This window comes from Mycobacterium decipiens (assembly GCF_963853665.1).
Classification (GTDB): domain Bacteria; phylum Actinomycetota; class Actinomycetes; order Mycobacteriales; family Mycobacteriaceae; genus Mycobacterium; species Mycobacterium decipiens.
Genome location: NZ_OY970459.1, coordinates 1,946,082 through 1,960,461, shown reverse-complemented (window position 1 = coordinate 1,960,461; position 14,380 = coordinate 1,946,082). Strand labels below are relative to the sequence as shown.

Here is a 14,380-nt window from a genome sequence, read left to right as displayed (position 1 = left end):
AAACCGGGCCTGCGGGTGCGGTATCCTCCTGCGGCTATGGCGGGTGTGTCGGGTCCTTCAGTGGGCAAGCTCATCATCCTCAACGGCGGATCCAGCGCGGGAAAGACGTCACTCGCTCTGGCGTTTCAGGATCTTGCCGCCGAATGTTGGATGCACCTGGGCATTGACGCGTTTTGGCTGGCGCTGCCACCGAAACAACTCGACCTGGCACGGGTCCGGCCCGAGTACTACACGTGGGAGTGCGTGGTCGAAGCCGACGGACTGGAATGGTTCACCGTGCACCCGGGGCCCCTTTTGGACCGGGCCATGCATGCCCGGTATCACGCCATCAGGTCCTACCTGGACAACGGCATGAACGTGATCGCCGACGACGTGATCTGGAAGCGTGACTGGTTGGTGGATGCGCTGGTGATTTTCGGGGGATGTCGGGTCTGGATGGTCGGCGTTTTCGTATCCGACGACGAAGGCGCCCGCCGGGAACAAGAACGCGGCGATCGTTACCCCGGGTGGAACCGGGGCAGCGCACGCGCCGCCCACGCCGACGCCGAGTACGACTTCGAGCTGGATACCACCGCGACACCGGTCCTCGAGCTGGCGCGGGAGTTCCACGACCGCTACCAGGACGGACCGGAACCCACGGCTTTCAACCGGATGCGCAAGCGTTATCTCCCTAAGGCAGCGTCAAAGGTCTTGTCCGACTAGCTCTTTCGCCCACCGATAGTCGGCCTTTCCGGACGGTTGCCGCTGCACCTGGCTGCAGAAGACGATCTGCTTCGGCAGTTTGTACCGGGCAATGTGGTGGGCCGCCTCGGCGACGATGTCCTCGGCGTCGGCCTGCCCGCCTTCGGCCAGCTGGACAATGGCGACGACTTCGTTTCCCCACCGGGCGCTGGGGCGACCCGTCACCACAACGTCGTAGACCGCGGGGTGCTCGGCAATCGCGGCCTCGACCTCTTCGGCGAAGATCTTCTCGCCGCCGGAGTTGATGGTGACCGAATCCCGGCCAAGCAACTCGATCTGACCGTTGGCGTCCCAGCGGGCCCGATCACCCGGAACGGAATGCCGGATACCGTCGATGACGGGAAATGTCCGTGCGGTCTTCGCCTTGTCCCCGAGGTAGCCCAGCGGTATCAAGCCCTGCTGGGCCAGCCAGCCGATCTCGTCGTCGCCCGGGGACAGGATTCTGGCCATGTCCTCGCTGACCACCACCGCGCCGGGGTTCGGGTCGAACCGTCCGGTCGCGCGGACCACCCGACTGGAGACCTGAACCATCTGCGCTCCGGATTCCGATGAGCCACCCGCGTCCAGGATCGTCAATTGCGGCAGCAGCTCGACGAACCGCTGTTTGACTCCGGCGCTGAGCGCGGCTCCTCCGGTGATCAGCACCACCAGTCCCGACAGGTCGTATCCGCCGGACCCGAGTTCGTCGACCAACGGCCGGCCGAAGGCGTCGCCGACGATCGACAGCGTCATCACCCGCTCACGGCTGGCCAGCGCCCAGGCTTCGGCTGGATCGAAGCGGGTCGCCGTCGCGGGCATGACGAACGGCCGCCCGCCGCACAGGCTGATGAAAGCCGCCCACTGCGCCGCGCCGTGCATGAGCGGCGCGACCGTCATCGAACCCGGTCCCCCCGGCCGTGATCGCTCGACGATCTCGTCCAGGCTCGTCACCATCTCACCGGTACCGACGGTCCGGCCACCCATGGCGTTCATGTAGATGTCGTGCTGGCGCCACAGCACCGCCTTGGGCATCCCGGTGGTGCCACCGGTGTACAGCACGTAGAGATCGTCGGGCGACACCGCAACGTCGAGCGGCTCGTCGGACACCGACGCCAGCAGTTGCTCATAGCGCACCGCGCCGGGCAGCGGATCATTTCCGGACTCGTCGTCGACGTGAATCAGCCGCAGCTCGCCGCGGGTCTTCTCCAACGTCTCGGCCAATATCGGCCCGAACCGGGCGTGGTACATGACCGCGTCCGCTCCGGCGTTGCGCAGCAGGTACGCCAGTTCATCGGCGACGTAGCGATAGTTCACGTTGAACGGGGCGACCCGGGCCTTATATGCCCCGATCATCGCCTCGAGGAACTCGTTGCAGTTGGTCATGTACAACGCGAGATGGTTTTGACCCGACTCATGCGGCGCCAGCCCAGAGCGTTCCCGGTGGGCGCCCAATCCCCAGTCGTGCAGCGCCCGGGCCAATCGGCGGGTGCGTTCGTCGATCTGCGAGAAGGTGAATCGCCGATCTCCGAATACGATGCAGTCCCGGTCGGGGTTCGCTGCCGCGACCGCCGCGAACACCTGGGCGATGTTGAATTCCACTGGCTCTCCTCGGATTATCCGGTCCGGCAGACCATCGCACACGACGCGCCGGACTCGGGAACGACATTACGGGGCGCATCCTGGGCCAGTCAGGCATCCTTTACCCATGGATGTGGAGGCACTGCTGCAGTCGATCCCGCCGCTGGCGGTGTACCTGGTGGTCGGCGCCGTGGTTGGGATCGAGAGCTTGGGCATCCCCCTACCCGGGGAGATCGTGCTGGTCAGTGCCGCGCTGTTGTCGTCGCACCACGAGCTGGCGGTGAACCCGATCGGGGTCGGTGGCGCCGCCGTGATCGGCGCCGTGGTCGGCGACTCGATCGGCTACTCGATCGGCCGCCGATTTGGCATGCCACTGTTTGACCGGCTCGGCCGGCGGTTCCCGAAACACTTCGGCCCCGGACATGTCGCGCTCGCTGAACGGTTGTTCAACCGATGGGGGGTCCGAGCGGTGTTCTTCGGTCGCTTCATCGCGCTGCTGCGGATATTCGCGGGGCCGCTCGCCGGTGCCTTGAAGATGGCCTACCCACGCTTCCTGGCGGCCAACGTCTCCGGTGGCATCTGTTGGGCCGGCGGCACCACCGCACTGGTGTACTTCGCCGGGATGGCCGCCCAACACTGGCTGGAACGCTTCTCCTGGATCGCGCTCGTCATCGCCGTCGTCGCCGGCATCACGGCCGCGATCTTGCTGCGCGAGCGCACTTCTCGCGCGATCGCCGAACTCGAGGCCGAGCACTACCGCAAAACCGGCACCCCCGCTGCGTGACCGACCGGCCTCAAGCCGGGGTGTTCGGGCGATGCTGCTCGATGAGCGTGCGGGCCATCGCCTGGGCGCGCTGGGCGGCGCCCGGGTCGCCGATAGCGGCAAGGATGATGGCGCCCTTCATCAGCATGTGCCACGACCAGGCGAAGTCCTCAACATCGCACAGCCCGGCTGCCACAGCGCGTTGGCGGACGATATCGCGGACCGTGTCCATGTGCGCGATGCTGGCCCGTCCGGCAGGATGATCGCGCCCCAATTCGAGCAACACATTGACGAACGAGCAGCCTTCATAGCCGTCGCGGCTTTGGAACCACTCGTGCAGGACGTCGAAGATCGCCAGCAACTGCCCCTCGGGGGTATCGCCGCGCAGCCGTGACTGCGCCTCGATCAGACCGAACGTCCAGAGGTCTTCTCGACGCTGCAACACCGCCAGCACCAGGTCGTTTTTGGTCGCGAAGTGCCGGTAAAGCGTTGCCTTGGCCACCCCGGCCCGCTCGATCACCTCATCGGTGCCCACCCCACGGATCCCACGCCGGGCGAACAACTCGTAGGCCGCACTCAGGATTCGTTCCCGAGCCGGCACGGCGGTTCTCGCCAGTTCAGGGGTTGCCATTGCGGCCACACCATACTCTTAAGATCCAAAATATAGACAGACCGCCCTGTCTTGTTATAAGAATGAGATCTACATTTGCGACGAGTCTGTCTTCAGACATGCAGGACGGGCATCCATCGCGGCGTCTAAGCCGGCCGATTAGGAGTGCACCATGGGCCTGATCACTACAGAACCAAGTTCCAGTCCCCACCTGCTCAGCACGCGGCTCGTCTACGAGCTGGGCGACCCACGCAGCGCGCTGCGGGCAACCACCGACCGCAGCGGGGCGGCACTGTTGATCCATGCGGGCGGCGAGGTCGACGCCTGCAACGAGCACATCTGGCGCCAATTGGTCAGCGAGGCCGCCGCCGGCGTCACCGCACCGGGCCCGTTCATCGTGGACGTCAACGGCCTCGATTTCATGGGCTGCTGCGCTTTCGCCGTTCTGGCCGACGAGGCGCAACGATGCCGACAACGCGGTGTGGACCTGCGCCTGGTGAGCCGCCAGTCCATCGTCGCCCGAATTGTCAAGGCGTGCGCGCTGAGCCGGGTCCTGCCCATCTACCCGACCGTGGATAGCGCGCTGGCGTTCTGAGAGCGCCCGACCCCACCGCGCGAGGATCGCTTGCCCCGCAAAGTAATTCAGTTGGGGAGATCGACAATGCAGACACCTAGGCGTGTTTCGCCATCGGCGCACTCGGGTAGCTTGCGGATATGAGCACGCGGTGCTCGGTGAGCGACCTTCCTACCGTTGGTGTGGAGGAGGAATTCCTCCTCGTTGACCCCCGAACCGGGGAACCGGCCCCGCGCAATACAGCGGTCGCCGCGGAGGCCGAACGCCGGGGCGTCGCCCTGCAGCTGGAGTTGAGCAGTTGCCAGGTCGAAACCACCTCCAGCGTGACGACCACCAGCGCGCAACTCGGCGAGGAGCTGGCCCGGATGAGACGCATCGCGGCGCAGGCCGCCGAGGCCGGCGGGCTTCGGTTGCTGGCTCTGGGGCTGCCGCCGGCCACGCCGCACGAGTTCCCGGTCACGGCCACCCCGCGCTACCGGCGGATCGGGGCCCAGTTCGGGATGATCGCGCACGAGCAAGGGATCTGCGGCTGCCATGTGCACGTGCGGGTGCCCGACCGTGCAGCCGCGATCGAGGTCAGCAATTGGCTGCGCCCGTGGCTGCCGTCGCTGCTTGCGCTGTCCGCCAATTCCCGGCTGTACCGCAATGCCGATAGCGGTTATGCAAGTTGGCGGAGCGTGCTATGGACTCGTTGGCCAACCGCGGGGGCGCCGCCGTTCTTCTCCTCGATCGAGGAGTACGACCGCGCCGTGCGCATGCTGCTGGACGCTGGGGTGATTCTGGACCCGAACATGATCTATTGGGACGTGCGCCCGTCGGCGAACTTCCCGACGGTTGAGGTCCGGGTGGCCGACGTGCCGGCGACAGTCGCCGAAACGGTGCTGCTGGCCACCCTGATTAGGGCTGCCGTGATGACGGCCCTCGACGCACGTGGCGATGTCGTTGGGCACCTGCCGCCCGGTGCGTTGCGGGCGGCGTACTGGAAAGCCGCCCACGACGGGCTCTCCGGATGCGCGCTGGACCTAGTCGACGGCCGTGGGGCGGTGCCGGCGGGTGAGCAACTGCGTTCGCTGGTCCGACGGGTACGCCCGGCGTTGGATGCGCTCGGTGAATACGACCGCGTCGTCGACGAGCTCGACCGCATCGCTATGCAGGGCAATGGCGCTATGCGACAGCTCCGGGCATGGCGGAAGCGCGGCGAAATGAGGGACGTCATCGCGGCGGCCGCCGCCGCCACGCTGAGCAACTTCTGAATAGCGGCGCCGCCCGCCGACCGCGCCTACAGGTACGGCACCGTCGCGGTTCCGTACGCCTCGGATGCGTCGGCGAGCAATTCACTCAGTTTGTTCTGCAGCGTGGCGGTGGAATCGCCCACAGGTTTGTCGCAGTGGGGGCAGCGTGTCTTGAATTGGTGCTGCTCGCCTTCTTGCGGCCAATGTCGGCGTGGGCCAACGCTAGCTCCAGGGTCGTATTGGACCAGCTGATGTGGGACCTGCTTGAGGATCCTGCCAACCGGATGGCCTTGCGGGCATTCGAGTTTCAGGAAGCCGATACCTTCGCTGTTGGTCATCGCCGGTCATCCCCTTGTGTTTTGGCGGGCATATCCGAGGTCAAGCCTGACGGTATGCCATTGCCTCGAGGAATGCCTGGCGGTCAGTGACCACGAGGGGCGTACATGATCACGGCCACCCCGGCCATGCAGACCAGGGCGCCGATGACGTCCCACCGGTCGGGCCGGAACCCGTCCAGGGCCATGCCCCAGGCGAGCGAACCGGCGACGAACACACCGCCGTAGGCGGCCAGGACCCGGCCGAAATGGGCGTCCGGCTGAAATGTGGCGACAAACCCATAGATGCCGAGTGCGATGACTCCGAGTCCCGCCCAGAGCCAACCTCGTTGCTCGCGGACGCCTTGCCACACCAGCCAGGCGCCGCCGATCTCGGCGACCGCAGCCAGGACGAACAATAGGATCGAGCGCAGCACCATGGTGCCCGACCCTAGACGTGCCGCCCCGACCCGGCACCCGATCCCCGCAGATCGCAGCAGTCGGGGTTGAGTACGTGACACAGCGCTTCCAGGGCTTCCGGGTGAACCCGATGGAAGACGTGCATGCCCCGGCGGTCGGAGACGACCAGGCCGGCCTTGCGCAGCTGGGCCAGGTGATGGCTGACGGTGCCATCGCTGAGGTTGAGCACCGCGGCCAATTCGCCGCTGATCTCCTCCCCCGCCGACGAGCTGAACAGGTAGGACATGATCTTGACTCGTGCCGGGTCGGCCAGGGCCTTGAGTCGCAAAGCCACCGCCAGGGCGTCCTCGTCGCTCATCGGTCCGGCGGCCACCGGGGCACAGCAGACCGGAGCGGAGATATCGACCACGGGCAGCGACTTCGGCATAAGCCCACCCTGCCAGATATCTTGACATATATCAAAAAGGTGCCAGACTGGGTACCGGCGCCACTTTGATATATGTCGAAATAACCAGGAGGTGTCTCGAATGTCTCGAGTCCAGCTTGCGCTCAACGTCGATGATCTCGAGCAAGCAATCACGTTCTACGCCAAACTCTTCAACGCCGAGCCGGCCAAGCGCAAGCCCGGGTATGCGAACTTCGCGATCGCCGACCCGCCGCTGAAGTTGGTGCTGCTGGAAAACCCGGGTACCGGCGGCACCCTCAACCATCTCGGCGTGGAGGTCGACTCCAGCGACACCGTGCATGCCGAGATCACCCGGTTGACCGAGGCCGGAATGTTCACCGAGGAGGAACTCGGCACGACGTGTTGTTTTGCCACCCAGGACAAGGTGTGGGTTGCCGGCCCCGGCGGGGAACGCTGGGAGGTCTATACCGTGCTGGCCGACTCGGACACCTTCGGCACCGGCCCCCAACTCGCCGACGATGGTGACGCGGAGGCGAACGCGTGCTGCGCGGGCCAGAGCGGCACCGCGGCCTCGTGCTGCTGACGGCGAACCCGGTGGTGGGCATCCAAACCGACGATGCCCACCACCGGTGGCCGCGGGTGCCACTTGCACATTGATTCGATGATCATCAATATTGATGTATGTCTAACCCGCTGCCCCGACCGGATTTGGCCTGTTGTGTAACCACGCCGCTGGTGCGTGAACCGCTGAGTTCGAAAACCGCGGCCGAAATGGCGGCCCAATTCAAGGCCCTGGCCGATCCGGTGCGACTGCAGTTGCTGAGCTCGGTGGCCAGTCATGCCGGCGGCGAGGCCTGCGTCTGCGACATCTCGGCGGGCGTCGCGGTGAGCCAGCCGACGATCTCGCATCACCTCAAGGTCCTGCGCGACGCGGGTTTACTCACCTCGCAGCGCCGCGCCTCGTGGGTGTACTACGCCGTGGTTCCCGAGGCGCTCCATGCGTTGTCGACGCTGCTGAGCGTTCATGCCGATGCCACGCCCACCGTCGGGGCACCGGCATGACGGCGACCCTCCCCCGCGACACCACACCGCCGGCGGCGGGCAAGCTATCCGCCGTTGACCGGTTTTTGCCGGTGTGGATCGGTTCGGCGATGGCCGCCGGGCTGCTGCTCGGCCGGTGGATTCCGGGTCTGAACATCGCATTGGAAAGGGTTCAGATCGACGGGATCTCGTTGCCGATCGCCCTGGGCTTGCTGGTCATGATGTATCCGGTTCTGGCGAAGGTCCGCTACGACCGCCTCGACACCGTCACCGGCGACCGCAAGCTGCTGATTGGTTCGCTGCTGCTGAACTGGGTGCTGGGACCGGCGTTGATGTTCGCGCTGGCCTGGTTGCTGTTGCCCGATCTGCCCGAGTACCGCACCGGTCTGATCATCGTGGGGCTGGCCCGCTGCATCGCCATGGTGATCATCTGGAACGACCTGGCCCGCGGCGACCGCGAAGCCGCCGCCGTGCTCGTCGCATTGAACTCGATCTTCCAGGTCGCCATGTTCGCCGTGCTCGGCTGGTTCTACCTGTCGGTGCTACCCGGCTGGCTGGGCCTAGCCCAGACCACCATCGCCACCTCACCGGGGCAGATCGCCAAATCGGTGCTGATCTTCCTTGGGATCCCGCTGCTGGGCGGATACCTGTCGCGGCGGATCGGAGAACGGGCCCGGGGTCGGCGCTGGTATGAATCGCGGTTCCTAACCAGGGTCGGGCCGTGGGCGCTGTATGGCCTGCTGTTCACCATCGTGATTCTGTTTGCGCTGCAAGGGGATCAGATCATCAGCCGCCCCCTGGATGTTGCGCGCATCGCGCTGCCACTGCTGGTCTACTTCGCGATCATGTGGGGCGGCGGTTACCTGCTGGGTGCGGCCCTGCGACTGGGCTACCCACGCACCACCACGCTGGCATTCACCGCGGCGGGCAACAACTTCGAACTGGCCATCGCGGTGGCCATCGCCACCTACGGCGCAACCTCCGGGCAGGCACTGGCCGGAGTCGTCGGACCCCTGATCGAGGTGCCGGTCCTGGTGGGGTTGGTCTATGTGTCGTTGGCGCTGCGCACTCGCCTGTTCGGTCAGCCAGCCGGTCATCGAGTTCCCCGTGCGGCCGGCAAACCCAGCGTCCTGTTCGTCTGCGTGCACAACGCCGGACGCTCCCAGATGGCCGCCGGGCTGCTGCGCCACCTGGCCGGTGATCACATCGAAGTCCGTTGCGCCGGAACAGAACCCGCCGATCAGATCAACCCGGCGGCGGTCGCGGCGATGGCCGAATTGGGCATCGACGTCACCCCCAACACCCCCACGGTGCTCACCGACGAGCAGGTAACAACCAGTGACGTCGTGATCACCATGGGCTGCGGTGACACCTGCCCCTACTACCCGGGTGTCACCTACCGCGACTGGGACCTGCCCGACCCCGCCGGCCAACCGGTCGAGGTCGTTCGCGCGATCCGCGACGACATCGCCGAACGCGTCGGGGAGCTGATTGCCGAACTACTGGCCATCCCGCGCCCATGACCCGAACGCTGCGCCTTACCGCGCTGGACGAGATGTTCATCACCGATGACATCGACATCGGGGGCGGCCTGGTCGGCTTCGGCCGGACGCTGCGCACCATGTTGGGTGGCAAAAAGCCGCCGAACTGCACTTTGTGGTGGTCCCGGCTGGGATCGAACCAGCGACCTTCCGCGTGTGAAGCGGACGCTCTCCCACTGAGCCACGGGACCGGCGCCGAGAGGCGAACGACGTCGAACACTAGCACGACCCGCGCTTCAACCTGATCTCCGTGCGCACCGCGCAGACGCTGCGATAGCCTAGAACCGCAACGTACCAAGAGATTTGTGTGTGCCCGCTCACGTGGACTAATGTCGTCCTTCGCACCGGGCGACGCTCTCGCTCGTTGCGCGCGGATGTAGCGCAGTTGGTAGCGCATCACCTTGCCAAGGTGAGGGTCGCGGGTTCGAATCCCGTCATCCGCTCGAAGGTGCAAGTGGCATCAAAAACCCCCGCGGTGGAGTGGCCGAGTGGTGAGGCAACGGCCTGCAAAGCCGTGCACACGGGTTCGATTCCCGTCTCCACCTCCAGAATCGATCCCCAAGCGCGATTAGCTCAGCGGGAGAGCGCTTCCCTGACACGGAAGAGGTCACTGGTTCAATCCCAGTATCGCGCACAGTGTTTTTTGCAGCTCACCGCCTATATCGGGCTATCTCGACAACCCCCGCGTAATATTCGCGCAACTAAGGGTGGCCTAAACGGTGCTGCGACGTACACCGCATGTACTCGCGGTGGTGCGGACTCGGAACTACGTTCGCCATCCATGACGGACTCACTCAGGACGACTCATGGACAGGGTCACCAAACAGCCCCACGTCGCTGCTGGTGACACCGACAGAGGCCGCTAGCATCTTGGTCGGTCAGTGTGACAGAAACCGATAACCTGCGACGAGCCGGAAGGTTCTCAGCGAAGAAGTACGGCTCGAAGGTGTTGTTTCAGTTGGCGGAGCTTGAGCGATTTGCCGAGTCGTTGCCATGGGCAGATGGTCAGCTTGAACTGGCGTGTCCCAATAGATGAGTCCGCCTTGTTGTAGAGGCCTGTGGCCCCGGATGGGGGTCGGAAGGGACGATGAGACGAATGGCTGGCTGGAAGAAGCATTCCGCTGAGGATGTGGTGCGTAAGCTGCGCCTCGCGGACAAACTTGCCGCGGCGGGTAAGACCAATGAAGCGATCACCGCCTAGCTGGAGGTCGCGGCGGCGACGTTGTACAACTGGCGCCGCACGTACGGCGGGATGGATGCGGACGCGGCCAAAGAACTCAAGGAGCTGCGGGAGCAGAACCCGCCTCAAGCGGCTGCTGGCCGAGGCGGAGCTGGAAACGATGCTCTGCGGGAGGTGGCAAAGGGGAAATTTGAGCCCGGCCGCCAAGCGCCGCGCGGTGGACATGCTGAAAGAGGCCATGGGCACCTCTGAGCGGTCGGCGTGCAAGCGGTCGGGCTTGCCCGTGCCACCTACCGGCGCACCCCTGCCGCGCAAACCCCGGCCGATCCGGGACGCCCCACTACGGCAATTGCTGCGTGAGTACTCGACCAAACACCCATGCCATCAGTTTCGCCGGGCGTGGGCGGCGCTGCGCCATAACGAGCACCGAGAGGTGAACAAGAATAAGGTGCATCGGCTGTGGAAGGAGGAAGGCCTGCAGCGCCGCGTGCACAGCCCACGCAAACGTGCGGGCCAGTCGCCCCGGCCGGCGGAGGTGGCGGCTGATGCGCCCAAGGTGGTGGGCGTTGAACTTCCAGTTCGACTCCACCGTCGACGGCAGGGCCATCAAGATCGCGTCGATGGTCGACGAGCGCACCCGCGAGTCCCTGCTGAACATCGTAGAGCGCTCGATCACCGCCGAGCGGCTCATCTACGAGCTGCAAAAGTGTTTCACCGCCGCTGGCGGCCCGCCGATGGTGCTGCGAATGGACAATGGCCTCGAACTGATTTCTCAAGCGCTGCAATCGTTTTGCGCCGGAAAGGGAGGGCTGTACCACATCCCACCCACGACGCCGCATAAACCACTGGACCAACCTGCTCGAAGCCCGCGTCGTCATCGGCGACTTCAAGGACGAGCACAATGGCAGCCATCGCCACTGGGCTATCTGATTCCGGCCGAGTACGCTGCGGCATGCAGCCACACCCATCACCCCGTGGCCTGCGAGATCAACTGAATCGGTACCAAACACAACCTGGCTTTAGAACCAGGTGGTGAACCCTCCCGAGTTTCATGCACCCTCGGGGTTCTGTAAGCCGGCCGCCAGCCGGCGATAACCGCATTGGGCTTCTGCTTTAGAAAAGGCTGGTCGGCATGGTAATCGACTACAACCAGGGGCATATCGCCGAGCAGTATCAAGAGTCGAAAACACAGGCCTGGCGAGAACGCATCGAGACCTATTCCTTTCTGAAACACATTGGTGACATCAACGGCAAGAAGGTGCTGGACGTCGCGTGCGGCGAAGGGCATTTCACCCGCTTGCTGCGTCGCGCCGGCGCCGCGCAGGCGGTCGGACTCGACATCTCCGAACGCATGATCACCCTGGCCCGCGAACAGGAATCGCGGGAGCCGCTGGGCATCGAATACATCGTGGCGGATGCCCGTTCGATGGTCGCGCAACAGGATTACGACATCGTCGTCGGCGCTTGGCTGTTGGTGTACGCCCAAGATCGTGCAGAACTCGCGCAGATGTGTCGCGGCTTGGCGTGTCGGATCAAACCGGGTGGCCGGTTCGTCACCGTGAACACCAATCCGGGCGTGTACTCTTTCCGGCCCGATTACCGCAAGTACGGATTCGAGGTAGAACTGGCCGACCACGTCTTCGACGGCGCACCGATCGACATCACGCTCAACCTCGCCGATTCCTCGCTGGAGGTCAGGAACTACTACCTGCCGATCGAGGCCTATGCCTCCGCTTTCCGCGATGCCGGTTTCCACGACTTCGCCGTGCACATACCCGATCTGGAACCCGCCCCCGAAGCGGGCGACGAGGGCGACTACTGGGACTACTTACTCAACAACCCGCTCCTGGTCATCATGGACTGCATCAAAGACTGACGCGCGCCGTTGCCGCGGCTCGTCTCACGTAAATGTCGACAGTGGCGCTTCGGACGCCCGCTGTCGCAGCCGTACGCTGCGGCATACAGCCAAAACCATCACCTCGTGGCCTGCGACATCAACCGAAGTCGGTACCAAACACAAACCTGGCTCTAGAAACAGGTGGACCGACCGTAGGGGACGTGCCACGTCGTAACGGCCGGGACTCGCATCGGCCCGAAGCTAGCCGCAGGCGTTGGCCAGCTCCCTACTAACCCCCTTCGGACAGAGCTCCCAGATCTTCTGAGTGTCACCGTCGCTGAACGAGCGGATCACGAGCCTTCGCAGCACGCAGTAAGCCGGCAAGCGCACGACGCACGAATCGGCACGTCAGCCCGCGCGGCGGCCAGCGCAAGTTGCTGACCGATAATCGCGGCTTCACCGCTCCGCCCGAGCCGCTGCAGGCATTCGTGATACCCGTGCAGGCTCCACACGTTCCCGGGATGCTGACAGGGCCGGGCCAACGTCGGGTCCAGCCCCAGGTCCGCGGCATACACCGCGGCCGCGTCTTCGACGTGGCCCTGTTCGAGCAGCAGCGCCCCGTACGCGTGCCGGGTGGGCTGCATCCAGCCCCAGGGCTCGTCGTAGGGCAGCGCGTCGTCGAGTTCGACCGCGCGCCTCAGGTGACCGAACGCCTCCTCGAACCGCCCTTCGCGGTAGGCGATCTCACCGTCGAGCATGGCAGCGGCCACGGCCAGGATGTCGCGAACGGTGTTGTTGAACAGATAGCGGGAGTCCGGTATCCGGTCGTATGCCTGCCCGAACGCGGCGCGCTCGGCGTCCGCTAGCGCCAGCCGACCGGTTGCCGCCAGCCCAACGCCGCGTCCGTAGTGGATCGTGGCCGTGGTGGTGCAATAGAGGTCTTGGTCCTGCGGCAGTGGCTGCACGATCAGCTCATCCCAGCGGCCGAACCGCACCAGCACGTGGGTGCGCAGCGGCGCCAACGCCTCGAGCCAGTCGGCCATGGGCGGCGATTCGATGGACAGCAGCTCGGCGGTCAACTGACCGGCCAGTTCGTCGGCGGCCTGCAACGCGATCTGCGACCGCCCTTCAAACATCGCGGAATACACGATGAAATGCAGATCGTGTGCACGGTAGAGCGAGTGGAAGTTCAACGGGCCCTCGCGGCTTACATAGCGTCGATCCGCCTGCACCGCAGCAAGATTCGCAATCACCGAGCTGCGGTAGTCGCCGCACAGCACGTCGATGTGGCTCGGCATGTGCTGCAGATGCCCGGCATCGGGCACCAGGCCGCGCAACAGATCGGCGGCCGGTAGGGCGTCCTCGGGAGTCGCCGACATCTCCATGGTGTGCAGATACAGATGCAGGATCCCGGGATGCTCCCGGCCCGCGGGCGTGGCCAGCGCATCGTCGAGGATGCGCTTGGCCTCGATCACGCGTGAGCCTGTCGCGGGCTTGCCCGTGGCGGTGTCCCACAGCGCCCACGCCGTGACGTTGACCAGCGCATCGGCAGCGAGCGCCTGCACGTCGACGTCGTCGGGATAGGCCGCGGCCAGTACCGTCATTGCGTCGGCGTAGGCGCCAAGACCGGCGTGCAGGGCCTGCGCGTCGGAGGGGTCGTCGGTGGGAAAGCGGGCCTGCAGCGCGGCGATGAGCCCATGCTCGACCGGGCTGGCCCTACCCTGTGGGGCCAGCTGGAGTTCCATTCGGGCGCGGGCCAGCGACGCCGTGAGATCGACCGGGTCGAATGCCTCCCATGCCTTGTTGTAGTTGGGCCCAACCGAATAGGCGATTCCCCACCGCGCAATGGCCAGACCCGGGTCGAGCTCCAGGGCCCGCTCAAAGCAGCGGATCGCCTCCTCGTGGTTGAACGCGTACGCCCACACCAGTCCGCGGTCGAACCAGACCTGGGCTTGCGCGCATGAGGTTTCGATCGGCCGGTGAAAGGAGCCGAGGTCGAAATACTGCTCGCCGGCGGTCATGGACTTCTCCTAGGTCATCCCGGCAGGCGCGAGGCCCTGCCAACAGGGTACCGACCAGCGGTTTTGTCGGCCTCTGTGCTCCGCGTAGACGAACGCTGTTGACGGTGCAGCGATTCCCGCCGCTACTTCGAGGTGGACGCGCC

The 14,380-nt window shown here is 65.3% G+C and carries 14 protein-coding genes, 4 tRNA genes and 2 pseudogenes; 13 read left to right on the top strand and 7 right to left on the bottom strand.

Going from position 1 to position 14,380, the window contains the following annotated elements; genetic code table 11:
* The first annotated feature begins 36 nt into the window (after positions 1-36).
* Positions 37-702 carry a phosphotransferase-like protein gene (locus AADZ55_RS08970; RefSeq protein WP_085327509.1) on the top strand — a complete coding sequence of 222 codons (666 nt, stop codon included), beginning with the start codon at positions 37-39 and terminating at the stop codon, positions 700-702.
* On the opposite strand, the gene AADZ55_RS08965 is transcribed toward AADZ55_RS08970, so the two are convergent.
* A complete protein-coding gene (locus AADZ55_RS08965; protein WP_085327497.1) occupies positions 682-2,319 on the bottom strand; it encodes an acyl-CoA synthetase in 1,638 nt (545 codons plus the stop codon). The genes AADZ55_RS08970 and AADZ55_RS08965 overlap by 21 nt on opposite strands.
* Positions 2,320-2,425: 106 nt before the next feature.
* Here AADZ55_RS08965 and AADZ55_RS08960 point away from each other — a divergent pair, with 106 nt between their 5' ends.
* Positions 2,426-3,082, top strand: coding sequence for a DedA family protein (locus AADZ55_RS08960; RefSeq protein WP_085327498.1), 657 nt, complete (start codon positions 2,426-2,428; stop codon positions 3,080-3,082).
* 10 nt (positions 3,083-3,092) lie between these two features.
* On the opposite strand, the gene AADZ55_RS08955 is transcribed toward AADZ55_RS08960, so the two are convergent.
* A complete protein-coding gene (locus AADZ55_RS08955; RefSeq protein ID WP_085327499.1) occupies positions 3,093-3,692 on the bottom strand; it encodes a TetR/AcrR family transcriptional regulator in 600 nt (199 codons plus the stop codon).
* Between the two features lie 151 nt (positions 3,693-3,843).
* On the opposite strand from AADZ55_RS08955, the gene AADZ55_RS08950 reads away from it, so the two are divergent.
* On the top strand, positions 3,844-4,266 hold the full coding sequence (locus AADZ55_RS08950; RefSeq protein WP_085327500.1) for an anti-sigma factor antagonist: 423 nt from the start codon (positions 3,844-3,846) through the stop codon (positions 4,264-4,266).
* Between the two features lie 137 nt (positions 4,267-4,403).
* The gene (locus tag AADZ55_RS08945) at positions 4,404-5,498 is read left to right on the top strand and encodes a glutamate--cysteine ligase (RefSeq protein WP_085327510.1); all 1,095 of its coding nucleotides are present in this window, start codon (positions 4,404-4,406) and stop codon (positions 5,496-5,498) included.
* A gap of 26 nt (positions 5,499-5,524) precedes the next feature.
* Here the strand turns inward: AADZ55_RS08945 and AADZ55_RS08940 are convergent, their stop codons facing one another.
* From AADZ55_RS08940 to AADZ55_RS08930, 3 genes are all read right to left on the bottom strand, one after another.
* Positions 5,525-5,815: a hypothetical protein gene (locus AADZ55_RS08940; RefSeq protein WP_085327501.1), complete on the bottom strand. Its 291-nt coding sequence runs from the start codon at positions 5,813-5,815 to the stop codon at positions 5,525-5,527.
* An 83-nt stretch (positions 5,816-5,898) separates the two neighbouring features.
* Positions 5,899-6,231: a YnfA family protein gene (locus tag AADZ55_RS08935; RefSeq protein ID WP_085327502.1), complete on the bottom strand. Its 333-nt coding sequence runs from the start codon at positions 6,229-6,231 to the stop codon at positions 5,899-5,901.
* A gap of 11 nt (positions 6,232-6,242) precedes the next feature.
* Entirely contained in the window at positions 6,243-6,638 is a 396-nt protein-coding gene (locus tag AADZ55_RS08930) for an Rv2640c family ArsR-like transcriptional regulator (protein ID WP_085327503.1), read from the bottom strand.
* 100 nt (positions 6,639-6,738) lie between these two features.
* Here AADZ55_RS08930 and AADZ55_RS08925 point away from each other — a divergent pair, with 100 nt between their 5' ends.
* From AADZ55_RS08925 to AADZ55_RS23520, 4 genes and pseudogenes are all read left to right on the top strand, one after another.
* Positions 6,739-7,200: an ArsI/CadI family heavy metal resistance metalloenzyme gene (locus tag AADZ55_RS08925; protein ID WP_085327504.1), complete on the top strand. Its 462-nt coding sequence runs from the start codon at positions 6,739-6,741 to the stop codon at positions 7,198-7,200.
* A 98-nt stretch (positions 7,201-7,298) separates the two neighbouring features.
* Positions 7,299-7,679, top strand: coding sequence for an ArsR/SmtB family transcription factor (locus AADZ55_RS08920; RefSeq protein WP_085327505.1), 381 nt, complete (start codon positions 7,299-7,301; stop codon positions 7,677-7,679).
* Entirely contained in the window at positions 7,676-9,181 is a 1,506-nt protein-coding gene (gene arsB, locus AADZ55_RS08915; protein WP_085327506.1) for an ACR3 family arsenite efflux transporter, read from the top strand. Before AADZ55_RS08920 ends, arsB begins: the two co-directional genes overlap by 4 nt.
* A pseudogene (locus AADZ55_RS23520) lies at positions 9,178-9,240 on the top strand (hypothetical protein); the annotation flags it as partial. The gene arsB and the pseudogene AADZ55_RS23520, both read left to right, overlap by 4 nt.
* A gap of 75 nt (positions 9,241-9,315) precedes the next feature.
* On the opposite strand, the gene AADZ55_RS08910 reads toward AADZ55_RS23520, so the two are convergent.
* A tRNA-Val gene (locus AADZ55_RS08910) sits at positions 9,316-9,390 on the bottom strand.
* Between the two features lie 179 nt (positions 9,391-9,569).
* Between AADZ55_RS08910 and AADZ55_RS08905 the strand changes: the two genes are divergently transcribed.
* The 5 genes and pseudogenes from AADZ55_RS08905 to AADZ55_RS08885 all read left to right on the top strand — a co-directional run bounded on the left by AADZ55_RS08905 (position 9,570) and on the right by AADZ55_RS08885 (position 12,255).
* Positions 9,570-9,642, top strand: a tRNA-Gly gene (locus AADZ55_RS08905).
* Between the two features lie 31 nt (positions 9,643-9,673).
* A tRNA-Cys gene (locus AADZ55_RS08900) sits at positions 9,674-9,747 on the top strand.
* 14 nt (positions 9,748-9,761) lie between these two features.
* Positions 9,762-9,833 (top strand) — tRNA-Val (locus AADZ55_RS08895).
* 462 nt (positions 9,834-10,295) lie between these two features.
* A pseudogene (locus tag AADZ55_RS08890) lies at positions 10,296-11,309 on the top strand (transposase).
* 202 nt (positions 11,310-11,511) lie between these two features.
* Positions 11,512-12,255 carry a class I SAM-dependent methyltransferase gene (locus AADZ55_RS08885; RefSeq protein ID WP_085327507.1) on the top strand — a complete coding sequence of 248 codons (744 nt, stop codon included), beginning with the start codon at positions 11,512-11,514 and terminating at the stop codon, positions 12,253-12,255.
* A gap of 311 nt (positions 12,256-12,566) precedes the next feature.
* On the opposite strand, the gene AADZ55_RS08880 is transcribed toward AADZ55_RS08885, so the two are convergent.
* Positions 12,567-14,237: a tetratricopeptide repeat protein gene (locus AADZ55_RS08880; RefSeq protein WP_085327508.1), complete on the bottom strand. Its 1,671-nt coding sequence runs from the start codon at positions 14,235-14,237 to the stop codon at positions 12,567-12,569.
* Positions 14,238-14,380 lie beyond the last annotated feature (143 nt).

Coding starts and splice junctions, on each gene's coding strand:
- AADZ55_RS08970 (WP_085327509.1), top strand. CDS start 37: ATGGCGGGTGTGTCGGGTCCTTCAGTGGGCAAGCTCATCATCCTCAAC.
- AADZ55_RS08960 (WP_085327498.1), top strand. CDS start 2,426: ATGGATGTGGAGGCACTGCTGCAGTCGATCCCGCCGCTGGCGGTGTAC.
- AADZ55_RS08955 (WP_085327499.1), bottom strand. CDS start 3,692: ATGGCAACCCCTGAACTGGCGAGAACCGCCGTGCCGGCTCGGGAACGA.
- AADZ55_RS08950 (WP_085327500.1), top strand. CDS start 3,844: ATGGGCCTGATCACTACAGAACCAAGTTCCAGTCCCCACCTGCTCAGC.
- AADZ55_RS08940 (WP_085327501.1), bottom strand. CDS start 5,815: ATGACCAACAGCGAAGGTATCGGCTTCCTGAAACTCGAATGCCCGCAA.
- AADZ55_RS08935 (WP_085327502.1), bottom strand. CDS start 6,231: ATGGTGCTGCGCTCGATCCTATTGTTCGTCCTGGCTGCGGTCGCCGAG.
- AADZ55_RS08930 (WP_085327503.1), bottom strand. CDS start 6,638: ATGCCGAAGTCGCTGCCCGTGGTCGATATCTCCGCTCCGGTCTGCTGT.
- AADZ55_RS08925 (WP_085327504.1), top strand. CDS start 6,739: ATGTCTCGAGTCCAGCTTGCGCTCAACGTCGATGATCTCGAGCAAGCA.
- AADZ55_RS08920 (WP_085327505.1), top strand. CDS start 7,299: ATGTCTAACCCGCTGCCCCGACCGGATTTGGCCTGTTGTGTAACCACG.
- arsB (WP_085327506.1), top strand. CDS start 7,676: ATGACGGCGACCCTCCCCCGCGACACCACACCGCCGGCGGCGGGCAAG.
- AADZ55_RS08885 (WP_085327507.1), top strand. CDS start 11,512: ATGGTAATCGACTACAACCAGGGGCATATCGCCGAGCAGTATCAAGAG.
- AADZ55_RS08880 (WP_085327508.1), bottom strand. CDS start 14,237: ATGACCGCCGGCGAGCAGTATTTCGACCTCGGCTCCTTTCACCGGCCG.